Raw genomic sequence first — 20,864 nt, 5'->3', positions numbered from 1 at the left:
TCCTCCTTTTCCGGTTTAGTAAATACCTTGCTCACCCATCATGCGTGCCAGTCGATTTGCGATAATCAGCAGGACGAAATTGATGGCCGACTTAAATAACCCGACTGCTGCAGCTAGGCTAAATCGTCCTTCGGTCAACCCGATCCTGTACACATAGGTGTCGATAATATCGGATGTTTGATAGACGCCTGGATGGTACAGCACAAATATTTGTTCGAACCCTGCTTCCATCAAATGGCCAATTCGCAAAATCAATAAAATGATAATTGTGCTGCGAATGCACGGCAACGTAATGTGCCAGATTCGCCTCCATCGGTTGGCCCCATCCACCAACGCGGCCTCATACAGCTGTGGATTGACTCCGGCGAGGGCGGCCATATAAATGATTGTGCTCCAACCGAACTCCTTCCAGATCATCGACCAAACGAGCGTGCTGCGAAAATAGCTTTCATCGGTCAGGAAGCCTACCGGGTCTCCGCCAAGCGAACGGATCGCGTTGTTGACAACACCGCTGTCAGTAGACAGCAGATTGATCAACAGCCCGCCTAGAATGACCCAGGAAATGAAATGAGGCAAGTAAATAATGGTTTGTACCGTGCGCTTGAATACCATTTTGCGAACTTCATTCATTAGTACCGCCACAAACAAAGGCAGCGGAAAACCGAAAATAAGCCTGTACAAGCTGATGACGATTGTGTTCCAAAACACTTGCCAGAACTTATCGAGCGCGAACAACGTCTCGAAGTGCTTAAATCCTACCCATGGACTTCCGATAATCCCTTTCGTAATGCTGAATTGCTTAAAGGCGATCAGGGCTCCATACATCGGGTAATAATGAAAGACGCCGTAATAAACAATCGCAGGCACAAGCATCAAATAAATATACCGGTTGGATGCGATGCGTTTCCATAACACCCGTCTTCGTATATCGATTTTTGCCCGCGATGTGGTCGCTGGTACTGCCATAGACGTAATCCCCCTTTCTTTATGCTTGTTATCTGCAGGTCTTGTATGCACTTTGAGCATAAAGTGAAGGGGGAAGAGTCCTCAAGATTCAATTAATGGTAACGGTTTCATTTATTGTTTTTCTTAGGTGTCAATTCATCGGATTGGATTCAATCGTTCATATTCAAGCTCTCCAGTCGGTCCAATACGTCCCGATTCCGATACTCGGTCGGCGTCAGACCTATCATTTTTTTGAATGTGCGAATCAAATTTTGCTTTTGTCCGAACCCCGTTGCTTCGGCGATATCGTTAATATTGCGGTCCGTCTCCTTTAAGAGCCTGCACGCTTCACGGAAGCGCGTATCCGTCAAATAATCGATAAATGTTGATCCCGTCATTTCCTTAAACAACTTCGATACATAGTGGCTGTTCATGTAGGCCATATCGGCTAGCATCTGAAGACCGAGAGGCTCTCGGTAGTGATTGTGGATATAAGCCGCCAACTTGGCGATCACTTCTGCGTTTTTATTGTCACGCCTATGCTCCAGGTCGCCTGCGATACATGTAATGATACAGTCCAGCCAAAGACTGATTTCCTCTAAATTTTGAAGTTTGGCGAATTCGTGATGCCATCGGTTTACTTGCTCGACTGGTTCTTCTCCGGATACAGCAAGCTCCACCCATGCCGTTAATAGAGCATTCAACAAGTGAAACAGTATCATGTTTTTGTAATAAAGACCGAAATGGCCGTCATGTTCGAGTTGGTTGATAATGCTATTCTTCGTTTCTTTGACTTTGTCTAAATGGCCAGATTTCAGATCGCCGACAAGTTTATCTACTTGCTGGCGGTACGCAATAAAGTGGTTCCGGTTGGCACGGTTGACATTCAAATCGTGAATGGACAAAATACTTCCAATCCCTGCGATTCTTTCGTGTAGAAGCGCTTCAGTCGCTTCGTTATAGGAAAGCGGTATTTCCGTAATAAGCTCGTAGTTCCCGCCTATTCCGAATGTAACGTTGACACCTTCCAGCTTCGAGGTCACCTCGTTTTTGACCCGAAACGCAAGTTCCTTCGCCTTGTCGATAGCAGGAGTGATCACATCACAATGTCCCGTGTTGAGAATGATGACATCATGCTTATGAAACCAGCTAATGTAAGCCCCTTTGCCAAATAAAGCGATCGCGTCCTCGCAGATGGTGCGGATCTGGAAATGGATCAGGTTACGCACCTGTTCGTCAGCTGACCTGAGCATATCCCCATTCAAATGAACACGAATGGCCATCACGAGAAAATGGCATGGCTCTAGATCAAGACGATAATAGTTCAACTGCCTGATCATTTCTTCCTCGTCGGCCGTTTTGCCTGAGAGCAGATTCAGCAGTAAATGATCCCTCAATATGAGCTCTTGGCCACGAAACTTGGTCTTGAACTCCTCATTTTCATGATGCAGCCGATCAATCGACTCGCGGATAAATCCGAACTCATCCCCGTACTTAGCCTTTGGCAGCGGCTTCTCCATGTAAGATATGAGAGCTTGCACCATATTTCGGACTGGCTGGTAATGCCTTCTCGAGACAGCTACCATCAGCAACACGCCCACTGCCAAGCTGATTACTGAGATAAGCAGTGTAATCCGAATCACTTCATTGGAACGTTTGAACAGCTCCCCGTGTGGGTTTAACGTAATGTATATCCAGTTGTTAAACGACGAGCTCAGAAATGATACGAACATCTTCTTGCCGCCGATTGTCTCCACGAAATAGCCTTCTTTATCATGGCTAATTCGTTCGATATCCGCTTGCTCGAACTGTTCGAGCAGCATGCTCTTATCTTTGTAGGACAGTACTTCGCCGTTCCCATTCAGAACCGCAACATTGCCAAGTTTTCGATTGTTCGTATTAACTACAGCGTTATAGAGCACGTCCTCCTTGAGGTTAATCAGCAAGACGCCCTTCTTTTCCACGTTATTGAACGGGACGGTAATTAGAAAACTGATGACGTTATCTCGAGCCCCTTCGGCAGTCAACATGCTTGCCGCTACCCAGGCAGAGGTGCCTCGACCTTCTACAAAACGCTCCAATACCTGTCGATATGAAAAGTCGGCCATGTCGGTAATACCCGAGCTCGATATTAGCTTCCGATTGACAGAACTATACAAATAAATGGAGTGCACGTAGTTAGATGAATTGATTCGTTCATCGAACAGGGCTCCTGTATTTTTCAGAAACCGAAATTCTTCTTCTAAATTCCAAGGGAACCAAACTGATTTTTGTACATCACTGTTCAATGCAAGCGTCGTAGCGATTTGTTGTACTTCGCCAAGCGATTGATCGACAATTTTGCTCGTCTGCAACAACAATTCGTTATTGGCGCCGATAACTTCATCCTTCAGCATAGCTGTCGTGTAGCGGTATACAAGAGCCCCCACCAGACATGTAATCAGAACGACAGCAACTGTCAAATGAAGCAACAACCGGATATAGATGGATCGTTTCATCGGAACCCTTCCTCCTCTGTGGCTGTTTCAGCGACAGCTATTCGGACTAAAATGTTAAAGGCCGGCCGAAGCCGGTCTCTCAAGTAAACTATCTCATGGACTTTTCAACATGGAATACGCATGCCAAACCTACGATTTCACCAACGGCTTAAACGCACTACTTTCTGTTACCCCTGGCGCTAACGGCCTCATCTGCCCAAGCCCTGTAACTGGAGCAGATATACCTTCCTTTCCAGGAATGGCATATTGGCTAAACCAAGTTCCCAGGCGCATTCTGAGTTCTTCTATCACAAATTGACACTCTAAATCTTCAGCTCGGTTGATATTCTCATCTGGATCATTCATAAGGTCGTAAAGCTCATGTGGCCCATACGGATAGTGATGTACGTATTTCCACTCTCGCGTACGAATCATTCGGACTGGTCCGTACTCGTCATAAATGACAATATCCTCTCGGCCTTCACCTGTACGTTCTACCAGTAAATCGTAAAAGCTTCGACCTGGCAGCCGCTCTTGTTCGGGATTAGGTAACCCTACGTAATCGAGCAAGGTAGGAAACAGGTCATATTGGCTAATCAACTCACCCTGTACGTGCCCAGATGGAATGACACCGGTGTGACTAAAAATAGCAGGTACCTTCACCGATGTATCATACATATTAAAAGGAAATGTACCATTCCCTTTCCCCCATATCCCATGATGGCCCATGTTCATACCATTGTCGCCCGTAAACACGATCAACGTATTATCACGGAGTCCCCGCTCTTCCAACATGTCCATGATCTTGCCAATTCCTTCGTCCATAGCTGTGACGGATGCGTAATATCCACGCAATAGCTCATTCCGTTTCTCCCCTTCTCCTGTCGGTGCGGTGCGTGCCTGATTCGGATGTAACGGCAGCTCAGGCACTGAATTAAACTGGCAGTCATCATACAAAGCGACAAAAGACTCCGGATGCTCCGACCGATCCCAGGGTGAATGCGGCGCCGTATAGTGAACACTCAAATAGAATGGGGAGTCTAGATACGACATTTCGTCTAAAAATTGCATGGCATTATCCGTAATCATATCGGTTACGTACCCGTCGACGATTTTCACCTCTCCGTTCTCCACGATATCGGGTCTCATATAGGAGCAGCCGCCTCTGGCGATTGAGAACCAGCGATGGAATCCTTTTCTCGGGACTGCGCTGTTGCCCAAATGCCACTTCCCGCTTAAGGCACAGGCATATCCCGTTTGAGCCAACAGTTCCGTATATGTCGGTTGTTCTGCTAAATAATCGACCGCGGTCCGCTCATCGGCAAATACCGGTTCTGTTTGAATCTGTTCGTTTAATTCACTCATGTTAACATTGCCTGAGCGAATCCAGTCATGAACACCATGCTGGGAAGGAATCCTTCCAGTCAATATCGACGCACGTGCTGGCGAGCAAACCGGCGAGGTACAAAAGAAATTATCAAAACGCATTCCTTCCGCAGCGAGTCGGTCTAGATTGGGTGTACGTATTTCACTATTACCGGCACAACCAAGCGCCCAACTCCCCATATCGTCTGCAAGAATGAAAACAATGTTTGGTTTTTGATTGGTTTTTCCCACGAAATCAACGCCTCCATAATTGTCATGTACAATAATTCTCCCAACTATAACGTACTATTTACAACGCTTAGATTCCATGTCACAATCAACGGTATATTTGGCAATTCTTACGATGTCTGCGAGGGGGAGGTCCTCTATTGTTTATTCTCTATCCGGATTCACAAAGGCTAGAATTTAGTTTTCAACCCAGTTGGATTCGTCATATGTTAAAACCACATGATTTCAGCTTCGGTCCTGTAAGAAATCCAATTCCCGTCTTCTGGCTCATACTGGATGGGATTCGTACGATTCAAATCGAGGAAGAACACCATATTGTTCGTAGAGGCGATCTCATTGTGTTTCCCCCGGGCGTGCCGTACCAGCTTCATGCGGAACAATCCGGCGCTCCCGTAAGTTACTTATCACTGAGCTGTATGATCAAACTTGGACCGTTCAAATTTCATGAGTCTCATCCATTTCCAATGATTACCACCTTAACAGATAGTGAAGCTATCACTCGACTTTCTGAGCTATGGATGACAGCTGTCGTCTTATTCGAACAATTTGTCACCACACTGCAACGACACATTGACGCTAATGAAGATAAGCAAATGCAACTAACCGTATCACTTGGACTGCTTCGGGTTCAAGGCGCCGTCCAGCAATGGTTTGCACTATTAATGGAATTACTACTACCACAACTGCCGAATCAACTTCCCACTATCGATCCTCGGATTGTCAAAGTATGTGCTTATATCCAGGAGCACGCTCATGAATCACTCTCGCTAGAAAAGTTAGCTGCTCATGTTTATTTAAGTGCGAGTCATTTCAGCTATTTATTCCGGAAAGAGATGGGGCAACCACCTGCTCAGTATTTGCGAAACCATCGAATCCAGATTTCCGAGGAGTTACTCGTTCAGACCAGTTTGTCCATTAACGAAATCTCTCGACGTGCTGGTTACAACGAACTTAGCGAATTTAGTCGCGCTTTTCGTAATGTTGCCGGGATTAGTCCACAAGCCTATCGGAAACAGATGCGACTAACCGATTATTGATTACACAACACAATGACGTTTTCGGCAAAACTTGAAGGGCACAAACCTGGCTTACCCATTTGTGCCCTGAAATTTATGCTATTTTTGCTGGACGGATCAAGTGTTATTCAAAGAACGGAGAATGGTCTTGGCTTTAAAGAAGTTCGCCTACAAACCTGGCAGTAATTTCTTTGGGTCTTGTAATCGCTCCGCCAACAACAACAGAAGCTGCGCCGAGCTCTAGACAGCGCTTGAACATCGCTGGTGTATGCACATTTCCCTCTGCAATCACTGGAACTTGCAGCTTTCTCAGCACTTCTTTCAAAAACTCAAAATCATCCTCATACAATTTGCGGCCCATTGTACTCGGCGTGTAGCCAAATAGCGTTGTCGACACGCAGTGAAAACCTAATTTTTGCGCTTGAACCGCTTCTTCTACACTTGAAATATCCGCCATTAATTCAATCGAGGGATTTCTCAGCTTGCAATAGTTGACCAGTTCCCTCAACTGCTCTCCATGCGGTCGCTCTCTAACCGTGCTATCCATGGCAATCATGTCGCAGCCGCTTTCCAACAACTCATCAATCTCTTTCCTTGTCGCTGTAATAAAGACTTCGCTATGATCATAGTCTCGTTTCACAATACCGATGATAGGCAATGAAACTTCCTTTTTGATCTCGATAATGTCCACCTTCGAGTTTGCTCTGATCCCTGCTGCTCCACCCTCTTGAGCCGCAAGCGCCATTTTTGACATGATATACGGACTGTGTAACGGTTCATGTTCGAGGGCCTGACACGAAACGACCAATCCACCTCGTATTTGTTCGATCATCTGGCATACGCAGCGATCATAGTTTCAATTTCATGATTCAGCACCGACAGGGACTCGCCATGTTCCGTCTTGACAGGCAGTAATGGCATCCTAGGCTGCCCCGTATCGATGCCTCTTAGATGCATGATATATTTGCAGGCGCCATATAAGGACGGGTAGTTTAGCAGCTTTTTAATAATGCCATTAATCTTAACTTGCAGGGCTATCGCTTCATCTACCAATCCTTCATCAAACAATCCATTCAGCGCACAAAACAGCTCTGGCATAACGCCATAGGTTCCGCCGATACCGCCATCCGCCCCCATGATTTTGCCAGCCAGAAATTGTTCATCCGGACCATTGTAGACAAGGAAGTTCTCGCCGCCAGCTTCTTTGAATTGTTGAAGCTCAAATGTGCTCTCGCCGGACATTTTTACGCCAATCACTTTATCTTGCTGTGCCATTCTTTCAAGCAGGTTTACGGGCAGATTGAATCCCGTTGTTTGAGGGATATTGTAGATAATGAACGGTAGTGAAGTGCTGTCAATCATCGCTTGCCAATGGGCCTCGACGGACGCAACTGAGAGCCGATAGTAAATAGCCGGGACGGCCGATATGGCATTTGCCCCACAAGCCTCGGCATGTCTGGACAGTTCTACACTTTCCCGTGTAGAAGCTGCGCCGACATGAACGATAACGAGTAACTCTCCCCTGATCTCATCCATAACGGATTCAAGCACAAGCTTTCTCTCTTCCGTGCTTTGCAAGATCCCCTCTCCTGTACTTCCACCGACATATAAACCCTTTACTCCTGTGGAAACATAATAACGCGCCAGCTTTTTAACACGCTGCACACTGACGTTCCCCTCATCATCATAGGCTGAATACATTGCAACAAAAATTCCTTTTAATCGGGCAACTTCATCTTTTTTCATACGCTCTCTCTCTCCTAATCACTGATCTCGCTATTAAAAAAACGGATACACGGCACCGAATAAAGCGGCCCGATTGCCTAACTCTGCCATCTTCACTTCTGTCTTGGAAAAGTTCAGAGGCAAATAAGTGTCTATTCGGGACACAATTTTGTCCAATAAAAAGTCTCCTTGCTCGGATACACCTCCGCCAATGACAATCAATGAAGGGTCAGCGATGACAATGACTTCAGCCAAGCCTCTGGCGATCTCTTCGCTCCATGCATTGACGATGTCATCACACTTCTCATTACCCATTCGGGCCATGTGAAACAATTCATAGGTTGACAGGTTGCAATCCGACAAACTTGCTTGTGCGTTTCTCAGCAAGGCAGGTATAGCCGCTCTTTGTTCATAAGTGGTTTTGGAGCCCTTATCGTATAAGGAGTGGCCAATTTCACCGGCCCGATAATGACTTCCAACAACAAGTTGATCATGGCAGTATAGCGCCCCTCCAATCCCTGTGCCGATCGTGATGCAAAAAAAATGATCACGATCGGCAGCAGCGCCTTTCCATTTCTCACCCAAAGCCGCACAATTCACATCATTCGCAACAATGGTGCGGAGTCCGAAAATGCTTTCTACGGTTTGCTTCAGATTCGTCCCTTGATACTGCGGCATTGTTTCCCCAGCGTATACGATCTCGCCGCTAGCCGTATCTACGACACCAGCCGTACTGATGCCTACTCCCTGGACATGCGGAAATCGACCCAGCAAATCATGAATGATGTGCTGGATTTCATCCTGTATGCGATGATTGGATACACCTTTAGGTGTCTTCGTCGACTGATGGTAGATGATCTCCGCCAATGGGTTGCAAACAGCATATTTAATTTCCGTCCCGCCAATATCAATTGCAATATATGGGTTCATTTCTTTCTCCCGCTAGAACGCAATTTTATATACAATTTTGGTCACTTCGACTTCAAGATGCTCGTGCGCCCCCACTAAGTGCGTATCTTCCGGGAAGCAAATCAGAAAGTATCCTTCTTCTAAGTACCCCGTAAATTTAAGATCTGAAGCTACATCGCCAAAATGGATATCACTTTGGCTATCATATTCCGTTAAATTAGATAAACAATCCGTATTCGAAACTTCAACATACTCTCTTCCTTCTAACACCAAGTGAATATCAATGTATTTCTTGTGCGCTTCAAACCGTTTCTCTTCTTTCGGACTCGTTGTAAACGTGATCTGGTTCTTGGTAAAACTTGTTGTTGCAAACGCCATTTCCCGTAGGTTGCTTTGTATATCCTGAACGGCTTCCATAAGTCTCGGGTTGGTAAAGGCATACTGATCCAAATTCGTTATCTTGTCGTAGATCATACGTTTACCTCCCTTTTGTCAGTAATTTCCTTCACGCTAACCTTCCTGTCTTCCTTTAGCGATAAAGTCAAAGCATCTGCAGTGGCAATCGCCGCTCTAGCTGCCGTTCCATCCAACAGTGGTTTAAATTCATCTTCCACAGGGGATCCTTGCATAATGCTATGGAAATAAACCATTTCCTTCATCATAATGCCACTCAGCCATAACGGAGGTGTAGCGCTTGGTTTGCCGTACATGATCGCCCCATCCATCTCCAACCCTTTGTAAATACGCGTGCGATCTTCATCCACTTCCTTCGATTCATGTAGCAGGAACCTTTCTTCACCTTCCGGCGTTTTCAGGACCACTTTGACGTCCTGCATATCGATGAGAATGGCCCCTTTGCTTCCCTGAATTTTGACGAAATGATCGCTCCATCTGAATGCGGAACCGTATTGCAGCGTAGCGTATCGATGATTGGCAAATTCTAGAGAAATGAACAACATATCATCCTCGTCGCCGAATCGCTCTCCTTGATGAGCAACATTACCGCCTGTCATACAAACTCTTTCGGCAGGTCCCATGAGAAACTGGATAAAGTCCAATTCATGTATATGATGATAGAGGTGTCCCCCTGAAATCTCTCTTTTCTTTTTCCAGCTTACCTCGGTCTGCGCTTCCTCCCAGCCGTTGCGCTCTGCATGGCAGAACAGAATGTCACCAATTCTTCCTTCATTAATCAATCTCTTTGCAGTTCGCACGCCGTTCATAAAATTCATAACATGGCCAGCCATGAAAATAAGTCCGTTTTCCTTTGTTATATTAATCATCTCATTGCAGTCCTCGTAGGATAGCGCGATCGGCTTTTCACAAAACACATGTTTCCCATGGGCAGCTGCGCATACAACAGGCGCTTTATGGTAACCGTTCGGGGATGCTACAATAACGGCATGTACGTCGGGTCTGCTGCACAAGGATTCAATATCTTTTTCCATATCGCAGTTCAACTCGTTGGCAACCGGCTCCGCATGCTCCGGATCATAAACCGCTACTACCTTGGCACCTTCCAACTGATTAATTAATCTTGCTAATCCTGCACCAAAATAACCTGTACCAATAACGCCATAATTCACTGTGCTCATTGTGCTCATAGATGAAACTCCTCCCGAAAAATCGCTTATATATTTATTTAACAGAACCGTCTGACAGCCCTCCGGCAATTTTCTTTTGAATCAGCATGAAAAATACGATAGATGGAACGATAACAATAACCGAAGCGGCCATCATCTCTCCCCAATCCAGAATTTCCGATCCGGTCAGTGAATATAACGCCACGGAAATCGGCATTTTGGCTGAACTGTTGATGAGCAGCAAGGCGAACAGAAATTCATTCCATGTATTGATAAAAGTATAAATAGCTGTTGCTACAACGCCTGGTGCGACAATGGGCAGCACAACTCCAACGAATATTCTTAGTTGCCCGGCACCATCCACTCTAGCAGCCTCTTCAATTTCAATAGGAACGGTTTGGAAGAAACCGGTCAGCATCCATATGGCATACGGGATGGAGAAGGATAAGTAGGTAATGACAAGCCCTGTCCATGTATTCACCAATCCGAATTTGACGATTATTATCGAATAGGGTACTGCTAGCAATATAGGTGGAAACATATACGTTGTAATTAAGAGTTTCGTCATCTTCTTCCCTGCCTTCGGGAAAAAACGAACAATGCCATAAGCGGCCAACGAGGAAACGACGATCGTGATTAACGTTGCCGATAAGGAAACCAGCATACTGTTTTTAATATTGGTCGTGAAGTGCAAATTGTTCAAAACCCTGTCATAATACGTGAACGTAAAGGACTTTGGAAAAAACGCCAATGGGTTGCTGGCCATTTCACCGGACGACTTGAACGAGGATAGGATGATCCAGATCAAAGGAAAGACCGCTATCATGGCAAGTACCGTGAGTAAAACGTATAAAAAGGACATAGTGAGCTTACTGGTGCCTACACGATTCATTAGCGATCCTCCTTTTCCCATTTATTCAGGAATCTGAAATAGACTAAACAAACACAAAGCAGAAACAGCAGCAAGATAATCGTTATGGCAGAGGCTACGCCAAGCTGCTTCATCCCCCAACCAGCTTTATACGCGAAAATAGGCAAGGTCGTGGTAATATCCGAAGGGCCACCGCCCGTCATTAAATACAGAAGATCGAAGTTGTTGAAAATCCAAATGGTTCTCAGCACTAGCAATAACCCGATGACGCCCCTAATATGCCGAACCGTAATCGACCAGAACGATTGCCAAGCTGTTGCCCCGTCCATGACGGCAGCTTCATATTGCTCGCTTGGAATTGTTTTGAGTGCAGACAGGATATTGACCATAAACAAGGGATAACCGAACCATATATTAATAAAAACTACCGCTGCAAAGACATAAGTAGGTTCAGCAAAAAGGTTAATATTGTTCTCTGTAATCCCCATCGTAGTTAACAAATTCGGAATGAAACCATATACATCGTTTAAAATCCATTTCCATGAGAATGCGATTACAATAGCCGGGAATGCCCAAGGAATAATTAATAAGGTCCGATAAATGCCGGAAAACCTTGGGATTTTATTGAGCGCCAGCGCGCTGGCAAAACCAAGGAGCAACTGACCGATTATTGAATATACCGTCCATTTGATGGAGTTAACAAACGCATGGTAAAAATCTGGGTTGGTAAGAACCCATGTAAAGTTATCTAACCATACCCAAGCGTAATTCACTTTAATCAAATTTTTCGAGGTAAAACTGAAGTAAATGCTTGATATAATAGGGTAAATTAGCAGTAATACCACGATTAGAACCGCAGGCAAGATGAATAATAAGCCCGTCGAATTCAATCTTTTCAGCCTTCTAGTGCCCATCCGGTTCACTCCACTCATGAGAAGTTAAGTAAGAGGAAGAGGGGGCCCCTCCCCCCCCATTAACTATTTGGTTGCCGTTTGAAATAAATCATTTAATTTTTTCTCGGCTTTTTTAGCTTCCTCTTCTATAATCGCCTTGTCTTTCTTCAGGATAATATCTTGGAACATCATTTCGATCACATTCTGACTCGTAATTATCCCCGATTGGACCGAAGGACCATTTTCCATACCGATCGCAGTTCCGCTATTTATCGCATTACCGATAACTTTAACCGCATTGCTGAATTTCTTGATCGTCGGGTTGTCGAGGAACGCTGGATCTTCGGCAATATCCTTCATTGCTGGCAACATGCCCGCAGGTACAGAATGTAGGAACTTAATGTATTTGTCTTTCTCATACAAGCTTTCAATAAAAGCTTTAGCAATTTCCGGATGTTTGCTGTTTTTCCATACGACCATTGGGATATTGGAAGTTTCGATGCCACGGTCCGCATCACTCGCATTCAACTTCGGCATTGGAGCAGCATCGATTTGATCCAATAAGGCCGGAGAGTTCGTTTCCACCCCGCCAATTTGAAATCCACTATTAAAGTCGAAAGCCGTCTTGCCTTGATAGAACAACGTAGCTTGGTCTAATACTTTGAAGTTAATTGAACCGGTTGGAGATGTCGCTCTATACATATCAACCCAATATTTAATTCCGTCGAGTGCGGCTTTACTTGTCAGATTCGCTTTCCCGTCTTTCGTAATCAGCGTCTCTCCAGCTGATCTCACATAGAAGTTCAAGAATCGGGTAGCCATCAGATCGCCGGATCCAGTTGGAACGGACAGACCGTAAACATTTGGCGGATTGTTGACTTTCTTAGCCGCTTCAAACAGTTCGTTCCATGTTTTAGGTACTTCCAGGTTTGCGGCTTTCAGCAAATCCTTGCGATACCACATAACTTGAGCGTGCGAGTAAATCGGAATGGAGTAATTCTTACCATCCTTCGTGCCTTCTTTCAGAGGAGCTTCATAGAAACGACTTCTTCCAATCTTATCAATAACATCGTTAATTGGAATAATTGCCTCGGCATTCAACATTTCAACGACATGATTCGGAAGAGCTGTACTCACATCAGGCACTTGCCCTGACAGCAAACCCGTCGTCCATTTCGTGTAAAATTCACCCCATGAGAATGTCTCAATTTTAATCTTTACGTCCGGATTCTTTTTCATAAAATCATCAGCAGCTTGTTTCATATAGTCGTTTCTTGGTCCTTGCGTAAAGGAATGCCAGAAAACAATTTCCCCTTTTAATGGCGCAGCCGAAGTCGCAGTTGCCCCTTTGCTCACATCGGGCGAAGCATTTGATTCCTCTTTTCCATTGCTGCAAGCGGTTGCAAGTACGGTTGAAGCGAGCAGGACGAGCGCTATTGTCTTCTTCATTGTTTGACCCCTCTCCTATGCTGGAATGTAACAAACCCCTTGAAACTCACGATCAAATAATGCTACCAGAAATAAAAAAACGAATGAACTTTCATTATGGAAGGCCCAGAACACCAAGTATCTCCGAATAATTGCGCGCTATTAATCGTTGATAAATTGGTATTCCTTTCATAAACATTCATTTTCTATCCCTAATACTAACGGAAAAAATTCCGCTTTAACACATAGCAAACCAACCAAAACTAGCACAATTCGATCATAACAATGAATAATCTGACTATTCCCTTGCCAACTGGCGATATGAGAATGGGGTTACTCCGAAATGCTTTTTAAACACTCTCGAGAAATAATTCGGATCTTCGATTCCGACTTGATAAGCAATATCGGAAATCCGCTCGTCCGTCTCCAGTATTTTCTTTGCCGCTACAACCATTTTAAGATCGATCATGAAATCACTTGGCGATTTGCCTGTGTGCTGTTTAAACAATCTGCGAAAAGTGGATGTGCTGAGACTAACCATCTTGCTCATTTCTTCGATGCTAATCGTGGTTTTATAGTTGTTAAGCATATAATCCAAGATTAGCTCAACCCGGTTATCAATTTTTCTATCCGATTTCAATTTTTTATGCTTATTGGGTTTCACTGAAAAGGCTTCAGACGAACTGATTAAATAGCCTACAATTAATTCCAGGTAACCCCTAAGGGTATAATGTTTCCCTCTGTTAATTGAATCCTTCTCTCTAATAATGCTGTGAAAATAATAGTTGATTTGTGGATCGGTACACGTCAATTTCGTATCAAACCCAAAGATTTCAGACCAGACTTCACTATCGATTAGCGGAAAAGTAGCTGTGAAACGTATACTCATGAATGTAAAATCATCCGTCAATGCCTGACACGACAGCGCACTTCCTTGAGGGATGTAAATCATATCATTCTTATCCAGTTGATACGTATTTTCGTCAATCATGAATATAGCCTTTCCCTTTTCAATAAAGCGGATCATCGAATAGGGAATCATAGACTCGTGAAAATTCCACCCTTTAGGAAAACTATATCTTTCTGCATACAAATAATTTAACCGCAGCGCCTGCAGGATATCGTTTTCTGGCATCGTAATCACTCCTAGCTTATTTTTATCCTTTCATACAACAGCGAAAGGTTTAAAATAGTATACCAAAAGTAAGTTTAAATTAAATCTTTCCGTTAAATCTAGTACTGATATCAAAAAAAATAGAAATAAGGAGCAGCTGCCGTGGCAGAACTGCTCCTTATTTTGCTCAACTATTGTCCTAACGTTATCTCAATGAACCATTCTTATCAACATTATCGTAAGCATCTACAATAAGGTATGCACTTTATTTGTTCTAATGATGCCTTTTATGTCCTTCAGGATACTTCTTTCCTCTCACTGTTTCGGACTTCTTCGGTTTCTGGAAAAGACTATGAGCGCGGCGATCACCATCGCACCGAAACCAATGTTTTTGGCTAACTCGGATTCCATGCCCAGCAACATGCAAAGATTGGTAACCAAGCTTTTCGTTAGGAGTGCAACCACAATTAGCATGATAGGACGAATAATATTGTACTTTTTCATATGTGCCACCCTTTCTTATCTGTCTGCCAACTTAATTCTTTTCTTCCACAAATTAGCTTGTACATTTCCATTTGACCCTCTGTTATACAAACCACTTCTATTTCTATTATAAACAAAAAAAGAGTTGTCGCGAAGCAAGCCTCTCAACTTATTAATCTATCGTATTTCTGCTTCCTTATTCCTTTAATAATTCTAGTAACGTTTCTTAATTTGAGATAATCCATTCTCTAGAATATTCTTAATAAACTGCAAAGCCTCTGCTCTTGTAAGTTTCTCACTGCCGGCATAACCTTCAACTGTAGCGCTATTCTTGCCATTGGAATACCGTTTATCGAGCAAGTACTGAATTGCCTCATTTCCGGATTTGCTTACGCCATCAATACCGGAAATGATCTCCGCGACACTCGTACGATTAATGAATGAATCTCGGGCATCTTCTTTATCTGACGTAGCAAAATTATATTCTTTTGCAAAACTATAATACTTATCAGCCCAATGTGTGGATACGGGATCATCCTGAAGCGGGATTTTATATGCACGTAACAGCATGGTAATAAACTCAGCCTCGGATACTAATTTATTAGGTTTAAAAGAACCATCATCATATCCATCAATGACGCCTTCATTGGTTCCCCATTCAATTGCCAAACTAGCCCAATGATCTTTAATGTCATTAAATACAGGGAACTTATTAATCACCGGTTTATTGGGACCGTTTACTTTGATGTTCATCACGGCAGTCTTATTCTGATAAGTTGCTTTCACCACAATATTGTCATAAGCTAATTTGCCTATCAAGGAACCATTACTCAATTCAATCTTACTTACTGGATCGATGACATACTGAGCTTTGGTGGTAATATCTTCATTCGTGCTGTCTGTGTAGTACGCTGTAAGTTTGAATCTCTTCTGTTCTCCAACAAGGATATCAGCATTCATGAATTCGAACTCTATATGTGACAACTGTGTAGCTTGTGTTGTAAAAGACCAATCATTAGTTACCTTCGTGCCTCCCCCCACTCCTTCAAAGTGAACCGTGTATGTAGTTCCCGACTTAAGTGGTTCTTTGGGAATCAGAATAACATCAGCAGAGATACTTTGAGGCATTGTGGATCGATCTGCAAGATAATAAGGAACGTCATTGTTCTTATCATCTTTAATTGTTGCGGCAGTGAATGTAAGCTCCCTCATATTACTGGTATGGATGGAAATTGGGTATCCCACTTTCGCGCCTTCTTTGTGGTATGTGGATAATGGGTTAGGCATTTCGTTAGCATACCAGAAGATTGGCACGTCTCTTTGATTGTCATAAGGATAATTTACAGTATATGTATTTCTGTATCCTTCATCTACACCATAAAGGTTTTGGAAACCTAAATTTAATACCGTATTGTTAAGTGTTCCGCTAGTGTTTAATCCCACACCGACATCCTGTGAGTAAGGAGATATCATGACGGTACGATGCAGTGGAGCATTAATAAGCGACTGGATGCCTCGATTGTTCTCGTTATCCGTAGGGGAAATAACCTCGCCATAACCGTTTTTATAACCAAAAACATTAATCCGATTATTAATTCCGCCATTGTTTAGATCCTCATCATGTAGGCTCCCTCCTTTTGCATATATCTGGTCAATATTCTGCTTGGCTAGATAATCACTGTGATGCTGCGCGGAGTTATTTAAGTACTCATTTTCAATAAGCGGCTTGAGTCCCATTTTCGCTCGAATGTCATTTAAATACTGAATGGCGCTGAGCTTATTTGGACTATGGAAACCTTGGTCTGCTGGTTTGTTCGGCAAACCGCCCGAGAGTCCGGGTTTAACAGTGACCGTTATTGTGTCTGAACGTCCTTCAAAATTAGCTGTGATCGTAGTCGTCCCAGGATTCAGAGCGTTAATGTTACCTCCTGAAACGTTTGCGACACCTGGATTACTGCTGACGAAATTTGCTGTGGTACTAAGATCAATGAGATTAAACATATAGTAAGCGGTGATTGAGGCTGGTGTATACTGACCCGTAAGCAGTTCGATTTCATCCTTCTCGAAGTTTATTGAACTTGGCCTATTTACGTTAATGGTCCTTGTGTGACTTTTGCCATCATAGGTGACGGAAATGACCGTTGAACCGTAGGAATGGCCTTCTAGCGTACCGTCTGTGCTAATTGTAGCAACAGCAGGATTTGATGAAACAGCGGTTCCCGGGAAAATCGAATTGAAGCTTTTTTGAGTGAGGCTCTCATCCACAATCTTCACTGTATACGGCAGCGGTACATTTGGCGGAATATCATACTGATACTTGTTCCCTTTTTCGTTGTTCGGCTCGAAGTCAACCGCTAACGTTCGAGCTTCTGCCACTGATGCAAGTGTGAAAATAAGAAAAAGCACAAACATGGGCACTATTGTTTTTTTCATTTTGGTTCTCCTTTTTTCGGTGATATACTTTTGAGCTTCTTAATACAAATTCAACCAAATTGATCAAATCCCTTCCATATTTCGACATTTTATGCGAAATCCAATATTACGGCTTTGAACAGCTTTCCGTACCCCCTGCACGCATTCGATCACATACCCATGTACATGAAAGCGATCCGCGATTCGAATCGCAGCAGGAAAGCACTCGCTGATCCAGGTATGATAAACCTGAGCCAAGTCCATCACGACCGCCTTGTTACGTGCAACTCTGGTATGTTGAGAAGTTCGTTGATATACTGGGTTTGCATCTGCTTATTCCTTTTGTTATGGTTGGGGAATTACAACAATACAGGAGTGGCAGGATCAAGTAGACCGATGAATTTCCGGATCGGCTTTCGTCTAAATTAACGAAGCATCAATGACAACAAACCAATTTGACGATGAGGTGTTTAAACATGGCATTAATGTCCACATTCACGAGCTTCAATCTGCCTGTAAACAACGTAGAACAATCGAAGGCGTTCTTCACCGGACTCGGATTCGAGCTCAACCCGCAATTCCCCGAGAATGAGAAGGCGGTAGCCATCGTGATCGGCGACAACCTGCAGGTCATGCTGCTCACCAAAGAACTTTTAAAGTCGCTTACGCAGAAGGAAACCGTTGATACGGAAAAGTATGCGCAAATGACGATTGCATTGGCCTTCGAGAGCCGAGAAAAGGTGGATGAAATCGTGAATACTGCGGTCTCCTTGGGTGGGAAATCATACGAAGAACCTGAGGATTATGGATTCATGTATCATTGGGCCTTCGAGGACTTGGACGGCCATATGTGGGCAATCAACTACATGAACACGGATGCAGCTCAAGGTTAAGGATAACGGAGAGCGCACTCATACTTGGATTAACAAGAGAAGACGCCGGGCACCTTCCCCGGCGTCTTCTTCGCGATGATTAGTTTTGTTCGGTATAGGCATTGAAATTGTCCATAATCACTTGCCAGCCTGCTTGTGTGCAATCGCCATCCTTATTTGAAACATTCAAACCAATGCTGTAGTCTTACTTTTATCCCAGCCCAACCAAAATACTAATTACTTCAGTTGACTAAGGTTTGCTTGATTTGTTGTATTATTTCCGTGGTAGTATTGGGATCTTTTATTTCAAATAGATAGTTAGCTTCGTCTTTACTTGGTGGTATTTCTCCCGAATTTCCTTGTCGCTCCAACACTTCTAAAAAGCTCGTTGCACTTCTGAAAATAGCTTTACTTCTTTCTGTTTGTTCAACTCGTGCTCTCAGTATTTCAATAGATAAATTAAAGTAAACAATAATACTTATAAATCCCTTTTCATGAAAATATCTGAGTACATTGGTTCGTCCTGATTTATTTAGATTACAATTGCTTAAGATGATGTGAAAATTGCTTTGCACTGCAGCATATTCAACAATTGCATTGGTAATTGAGAATTTTAGAGTGTTAGGTCCTTCTAAAGGGAGAAGTTTCTTATAATGACTATTAATAAATTCAGCATGATTATCCTGATCTATGACTACAGCTTGTTGCAAGACAGATTCTAATTCTTTAGCGAAAGTAGTTTTTCCACTATGCGTTATTCCAACTGTCATAATTACGAGGCGGTTCATATCAATAATCGCTCCTTTATGTTTTAGGGCAATGATGAGACCATTACTTTGGGAGTTCGTTAATGACTCCATCCAAAGGAAATACCATCTCCACAAATTCTCCTAAGAAATCCTTTTCATAACTTATTTTCACCTCATACTTAAACGAAATTTGAAATAATTAGTTGCGTTAATCTCTCGTTAGGTGAGCGAAGGCTGCCCTCCATGCCTGCAGCCTCGTCCTAAGTGTTTGTTCAACTAATGTTATTCGTTAGCGGAATAACACAATCTGAAATACACATCATTTCCAACCAGCACGTTGTAATATCTCTTTCACAAAGTCCCGCTTACCATTCGTGTATGCTAAACGGTCATTCTGGAATCGTTGTGCGAGTTCCAATTTTAAGTCACCATATTGCTTGGCATCCTCTGGATGATTTCTCAAATAATCTCGAAAGAGGATATGACGCTTATATTCGGCGTTATCAATGGTGCATACGTATAAGTGATGCCAAGTTACATCGACGGGAGGAATAAATGCCTCTCGTCCCGTAGTTCCTAAATCGCCTTCATGAACATAGCCAATGGTGGCTAGCCTTTGAATAGCTGTAAGGACATCGGACTGCGTAGACACCACCACGTCGATATCAATAATCGGTTTCGCTGCTAACCCTGGAACGGATGTACTGCCAACGTGTTCTATTGTGAATATAAAATCGCTTATAACAGGAAGTACAAAGCCTCGTAACTGTTCAAACAACTGAATCCAACTAGGGTCATATTCACGTACTACAAGACTGGAACCCATTCAAACTCCTCCTGAGTGTAACATCATGGTTACATGTAAATTCGTAGTAGATTTTCGTATTCCTCCCTGATATTTGAGAAGGCTGCCGAACAATGATCATCGGCAGCCTTCTCATGTTTATTATTGAACTCTCGTGTCCCGTTAGCCTAACATTCAATTTTTTGAGAAAGCACACTATCTTTCGTAGTTTCTTCCAGAATGCTTTTTCCTATATGCTTTGTTATTTGGAACAACTAGATAGTTTTAAGTATTCATGCTTCAAAATACTCATCATTATACGATCGACATATTGACCATTTTTATAGACTTCGTCTCTTAGTATGCCATCCTTATTGAAACCAGCCTTTTCATAACTCCGAATAGCACCAGGATTATCAGCATCTACCGTCAAATACACTTTATGAAGGTTTAAACGCTCGAATGCAAAATCCAGGACAACACCTGTCACTTCTGTAGCATAACCTTGCCCCCATACCATTTTGTCCCCAATCCAAATACCAAATTCAGCGTGCTTGGACCAAGGATGGATATTAAACAATTGGGTATTGCCAATCGGGATGCCGTCTTCTTTTATTATGGTAAAATAGACAGATGATAGATCTGTTTCCGCGTATTTCCGTGTACGTTCTCTGACCACTTCCGGTGTTAGGGGCATACCACTTCCTGATGGCAACGTTCGGTTAACTACAGGATCGGACAGCCATTCATATCGCTTTTCCCAATCTTCTTCAACAACACGCCTTAATGTTACTCGTTGTCCGTATAGCATATTTCCCCTCCGTGTACCTAGATTGGTACTTATTTTGTATACTTGTAAATCCATATGTTATCCGTTAGATTCCTGTAGATGGATAAATTTCAGCTTTGTAAAAAAAGGAGCGCCTCTGTACGATGGAAGTACGCTACGGGTCAAAAGCCCTTTAATTCCATCATCCAGGAGGACGCTC

19 protein-coding genes and 1 pseudogene are annotated in these 20,864 nt (G+C 43.4%); 2 read left to right on the top strand and 18 right to left on the bottom strand.

The window, feature by feature from the left end; all coding sequences use genetic code 11:
• Positions 1–15 precede the first annotated feature (15 nt).
• The 3 genes from HQN88_RS32295 to HQN88_RS32285 all read right to left on the bottom strand — a co-directional run bounded on the left by HQN88_RS32295 (position 16) and on the right by HQN88_RS32285 (position 5,039).
• Positions 16–966: an ABC transporter permease gene (locus tag HQN88_RS32295; RefSeq protein ID WP_173120041.1), complete on the bottom strand. Its 951-nt coding sequence runs from the start codon at positions 964–966 to the stop codon at positions 16–18.
• Positions 967–1,115: 149 nt separating this feature from the next.
• Complete coding sequence (locus tag HQN88_RS32290; protein WP_173120039.1) at positions 1,116–3,443, bottom strand: helix-turn-helix domain-containing protein; 2,328 nt, start codon at positions 3,441–3,443, stop codon at positions 1,116–1,118.
• A gap of 129 nt (positions 3,444–3,572) precedes the next feature.
• On the bottom strand, positions 3,573–5,039 hold the full coding sequence (locus HQN88_RS32285) for a sulfatase family protein (protein ID WP_274319538.1): 1,467 nt from the start codon (positions 5,037–5,039) through the stop codon (positions 3,573–3,575).
• A 137-nt stretch (positions 5,040–5,176) separates the two neighbouring features.
• Here HQN88_RS32285 and HQN88_RS32280 point away from each other — a divergent pair, with 137 nt between their 5' ends.
• Positions 5,177–6,073 (top strand): AraC family transcriptional regulator, encoded by an 897-nt coding sequence (locus tag HQN88_RS32280; protein ID WP_173120037.1) that lies wholly within the window; start codon positions 5,177–5,179, stop codon positions 6,071–6,073.
• Between the two features lie 133 nt (positions 6,074–6,206).
• Here the strand turns inward: HQN88_RS32280 and HQN88_RS32275 are convergent, their stop codons facing one another.
• From HQN88_RS32275 to HQN88_RS32220, 12 genes and pseudogenes are all read right to left on the bottom strand, one after another.
• Complete coding sequence (locus HQN88_RS32275; protein WP_173120035.1) at positions 6,207–6,884, bottom strand: N-acetylmannosamine-6-phosphate 2-epimerase; 678 nt, start codon at positions 6,882–6,884, stop codon at positions 6,207–6,209.
• The gene (locus HQN88_RS32270) at positions 6,881–7,798 is read right to left on the bottom strand and encodes a dihydrodipicolinate synthase family protein (protein WP_173120033.1); all 918 of its coding nucleotides are present in this window, start codon (positions 7,796–7,798) and stop codon (positions 6,881–6,883) included. Before HQN88_RS32270 ends, HQN88_RS32275 begins: the two co-directional genes overlap by 4 nt.
• Positions 7,799–7,831: 33 nt before the next feature.
• Complete coding sequence (locus HQN88_RS32265; protein ID WP_173120031.1) at positions 7,832–8,707, bottom strand: ROK family protein; 876 nt, start codon at positions 8,705–8,707, stop codon at positions 7,832–7,834.
• A gap of 12 nt (positions 8,708–8,719) precedes the next feature.
• A complete protein-coding gene (locus tag HQN88_RS32260; RefSeq protein WP_173120029.1) occupies positions 8,720–9,160 on the bottom strand; it encodes a NanQ anomerase/TabA/YiaL family protein in 441 nt (146 codons plus the stop codon).
• Positions 9,157–10,290, bottom strand: a complete 1,134-nt coding sequence (locus HQN88_RS32255; RefSeq protein ID WP_476445352.1) for a Gfo/Idh/MocA family protein — start codon at positions 10,288–10,290, stop codon at positions 9,157–9,159. The genes HQN88_RS32260 and HQN88_RS32255 overlap by 4 nt, the downstream gene beginning before the upstream one ends.
• A gap of 34 nt (positions 10,291–10,324) precedes the next feature.
• A complete protein-coding gene (locus tag HQN88_RS32250) occupies positions 10,325–11,161 on the bottom strand; it encodes a carbohydrate ABC transporter permease (protein WP_246320587.1) in 837 nt (278 codons plus the stop codon).
• Positions 11,161–12,054 (bottom strand): carbohydrate ABC transporter permease, encoded by an 894-nt coding sequence (locus HQN88_RS32245; protein ID WP_173120025.1) that lies wholly within the window; start codon positions 12,052–12,054, stop codon positions 11,161–11,163. The genes HQN88_RS32250 and HQN88_RS32245 overlap by 1 nt, the downstream gene beginning before the upstream one ends.
• 63 nt (positions 12,055–12,117) lie before the next feature.
• Entirely contained in the window at positions 12,118–13,482 is a 1,365-nt protein-coding gene (locus HQN88_RS32240) for an ABC transporter substrate-binding protein (protein WP_173120023.1), read from the bottom strand.
• A gap of 277 nt (positions 13,483–13,759) precedes the next feature.
• Positions 13,760–14,596, bottom strand: a complete 837-nt coding sequence (locus tag HQN88_RS32235) for an AraC family transcriptional regulator (RefSeq protein ID WP_173120021.1) — start codon at positions 14,594–14,596, stop codon at positions 13,760–13,762.
• Between the two features lie 294 nt (positions 14,597–14,890).
• Complete coding sequence (locus tag HQN88_RS32230; protein WP_173120019.1) at positions 14,891–15,079, bottom strand: hypothetical protein; 189 nt, start codon at positions 15,077–15,079, stop codon at positions 14,891–14,893.
• Positions 15,080–15,271: 192 nt separating this feature from the next.
• Complete coding sequence (locus HQN88_RS32225; RefSeq protein WP_173120017.1) at positions 15,272–17,491, bottom strand: S-layer homology domain-containing protein; 2,220 nt, start codon at positions 17,489–17,491, stop codon at positions 15,272–15,274.
• A gap of 114 nt (positions 17,492–17,605) precedes the next feature.
• A pseudogene (locus tag HQN88_RS32220) lies at positions 17,606–17,755 on the bottom strand (transposase); the annotation flags it as partial.
• Between the two features lie 191 nt (positions 17,756–17,946).
• On the opposite strand from HQN88_RS32220, the gene HQN88_RS32215 reads away from it, so the two are divergent.
• Positions 17,947–18,363: a VOC family protein gene (locus tag HQN88_RS32215; protein ID WP_173120015.1), complete on the top strand. Its 417-nt coding sequence runs from the start codon at positions 17,947–17,949 to the stop codon at positions 18,361–18,363.
• A gap of 221 nt (positions 18,364–18,584) precedes the next feature.
• Here the strand turns inward: HQN88_RS32215 and HQN88_RS32210 are convergent, their stop codons facing one another.
• From HQN88_RS32210 to HQN88_RS32200, 3 genes are all read right to left on the bottom strand, one after another.
• Positions 18,585–19,202: an ATP-binding protein gene (locus HQN88_RS32210; protein WP_246320585.1), complete on the bottom strand. Its 618-nt coding sequence runs from the start codon at positions 19,200–19,202 to the stop codon at positions 18,585–18,587.
• Positions 19,203–19,410: 208 nt separating this feature from the next.
• On the bottom strand, positions 19,411–19,917 hold the full coding sequence (locus HQN88_RS32205) for a GrpB family protein (protein ID WP_173120013.1): 507 nt from the start codon (positions 19,915–19,917) through the stop codon (positions 19,411–19,413).
• Between the two features lie 220 nt (positions 19,918–20,137).
• A complete protein-coding gene (locus HQN88_RS32200) occupies positions 20,138–20,686 on the bottom strand; it encodes a GNAT family N-acetyltransferase (protein WP_173120012.1) in 549 nt (182 codons plus the stop codon).
• Positions 20,687–20,864: the final 178 nt, after the last annotated feature.

Source organism: Paenibacillus qinlingensis (assembly GCF_013204845.1).
GTDB lineage: Bacteria > Bacillota > Bacilli > Paenibacillales > NBRC-103111 > Paenibacillus_E > Paenibacillus_E qinlingensis.
This window is presented reverse-complemented; position numbering and strand designations above follow the sequence as displayed.

What these genes read in the sequence shown, in the direction of transcription:
- HQN88_RS32295 (WP_173120041.1), bottom strand. Translation starts at nt 966, where the DNA reads ATGGCAGTACCAGCGACCACATCGCGGGCAAAAATCGATATACGAAGA.
- HQN88_RS32290 (WP_173120039.1), bottom strand. Translation starts at nt 3,443, where the DNA reads ATGAAACGATCCATCTATATCCGGTTGTTGCTTCATTTGACAGTTGCT.
- HQN88_RS32275 (WP_173120035.1), bottom strand. Translation starts at nt 6,884, where the DNA reads ATGATCGAACAAATACGAGGTGGATTGGTCGTTTCGTGTCAGGCCCTC.
- HQN88_RS32270 (WP_173120033.1), bottom strand. Translation starts at nt 7,798, where the DNA reads ATGAAAAAAGATGAAGTTGCCCGATTAAAAGGAATTTTTGTTGCAATG.
- HQN88_RS32265 (WP_173120031.1), bottom strand. Translation starts at nt 8,707, where the DNA reads ATGAACCCATATATTGCAATTGATATTGGCGGGACGGAAATTAAATAT.
- HQN88_RS32260 (WP_173120029.1), bottom strand. Translation starts at nt 9,160, where the DNA reads ATGATCTACGACAAGATAACGAATTTGGATCAGTATGCCTTTACCAAC.
- HQN88_RS32255 (WP_476445352.1), bottom strand. Translation starts at nt 10,290, where the DNA reads ATGAGCACAATGAGCACAGTGAATTATGGCGTTATTGGTACAGGTTAT.
- HQN88_RS32250 (WP_246320587.1), bottom strand. Translation starts at nt 11,161, where the DNA reads ATGAATCGTGTAGGCACCAGTAAGCTCACTATGTCCTTTTTATACGTT.
- HQN88_RS32245 (WP_173120025.1), bottom strand. Translation starts at nt 12,054, where the DNA reads ATGGGCACTAGAAGGCTGAAAAGATTGAATTCGACGGGCTTATTATTC.
- HQN88_RS32240 (WP_173120023.1), bottom strand. Translation starts at nt 13,482, where the DNA reads ATGAAGAAGACAATAGCGCTCGTCCTGCTCGCTTCAACCGTACTTGCA.
- HQN88_RS32235 (WP_173120021.1), bottom strand. Translation starts at nt 14,596, where the DNA reads ATGCCAGAAAACGATATCCTGCAGGCGCTGCGGTTAAATTATTTGTAT.
- HQN88_RS32230 (WP_173120019.1), bottom strand. Translation starts at nt 15,079, where the DNA reads ATGAAAAAGTACAATATTATTCGTCCTATCATGCTAATTGTGGTTGCA.
- HQN88_RS32225 (WP_173120017.1), bottom strand. Translation starts at nt 17,491, where the DNA reads ATGAAAAAAACAATAGTGCCCATGTTTGTGCTTTTTCTTATTTTCACA.
- HQN88_RS32215 (WP_173120015.1), top strand. Translation starts at nt 17,947, where the DNA reads ATGGCATTAATGTCCACATTCACGAGCTTCAATCTGCCTGTAAACAAC.
- HQN88_RS32210 (WP_246320585.1), bottom strand. Translation starts at nt 19,202, where the DNA reads ATGGAGTCATTAACGAACTCCCAAAGTAATGGTCTCATCATTGCCCTA.
- HQN88_RS32205 (WP_173120013.1), bottom strand. Translation starts at nt 19,917, where the DNA reads ATGGGTTCCAGTCTTGTAGTACGTGAATATGACCCTAGTTGGATTCAG.
- HQN88_RS32200 (WP_173120012.1), bottom strand. Translation starts at nt 20,686, where the DNA reads ATGCTATACGGACAACGAGTAACATTAAGGCGTGTTGTTGAAGAAGAT.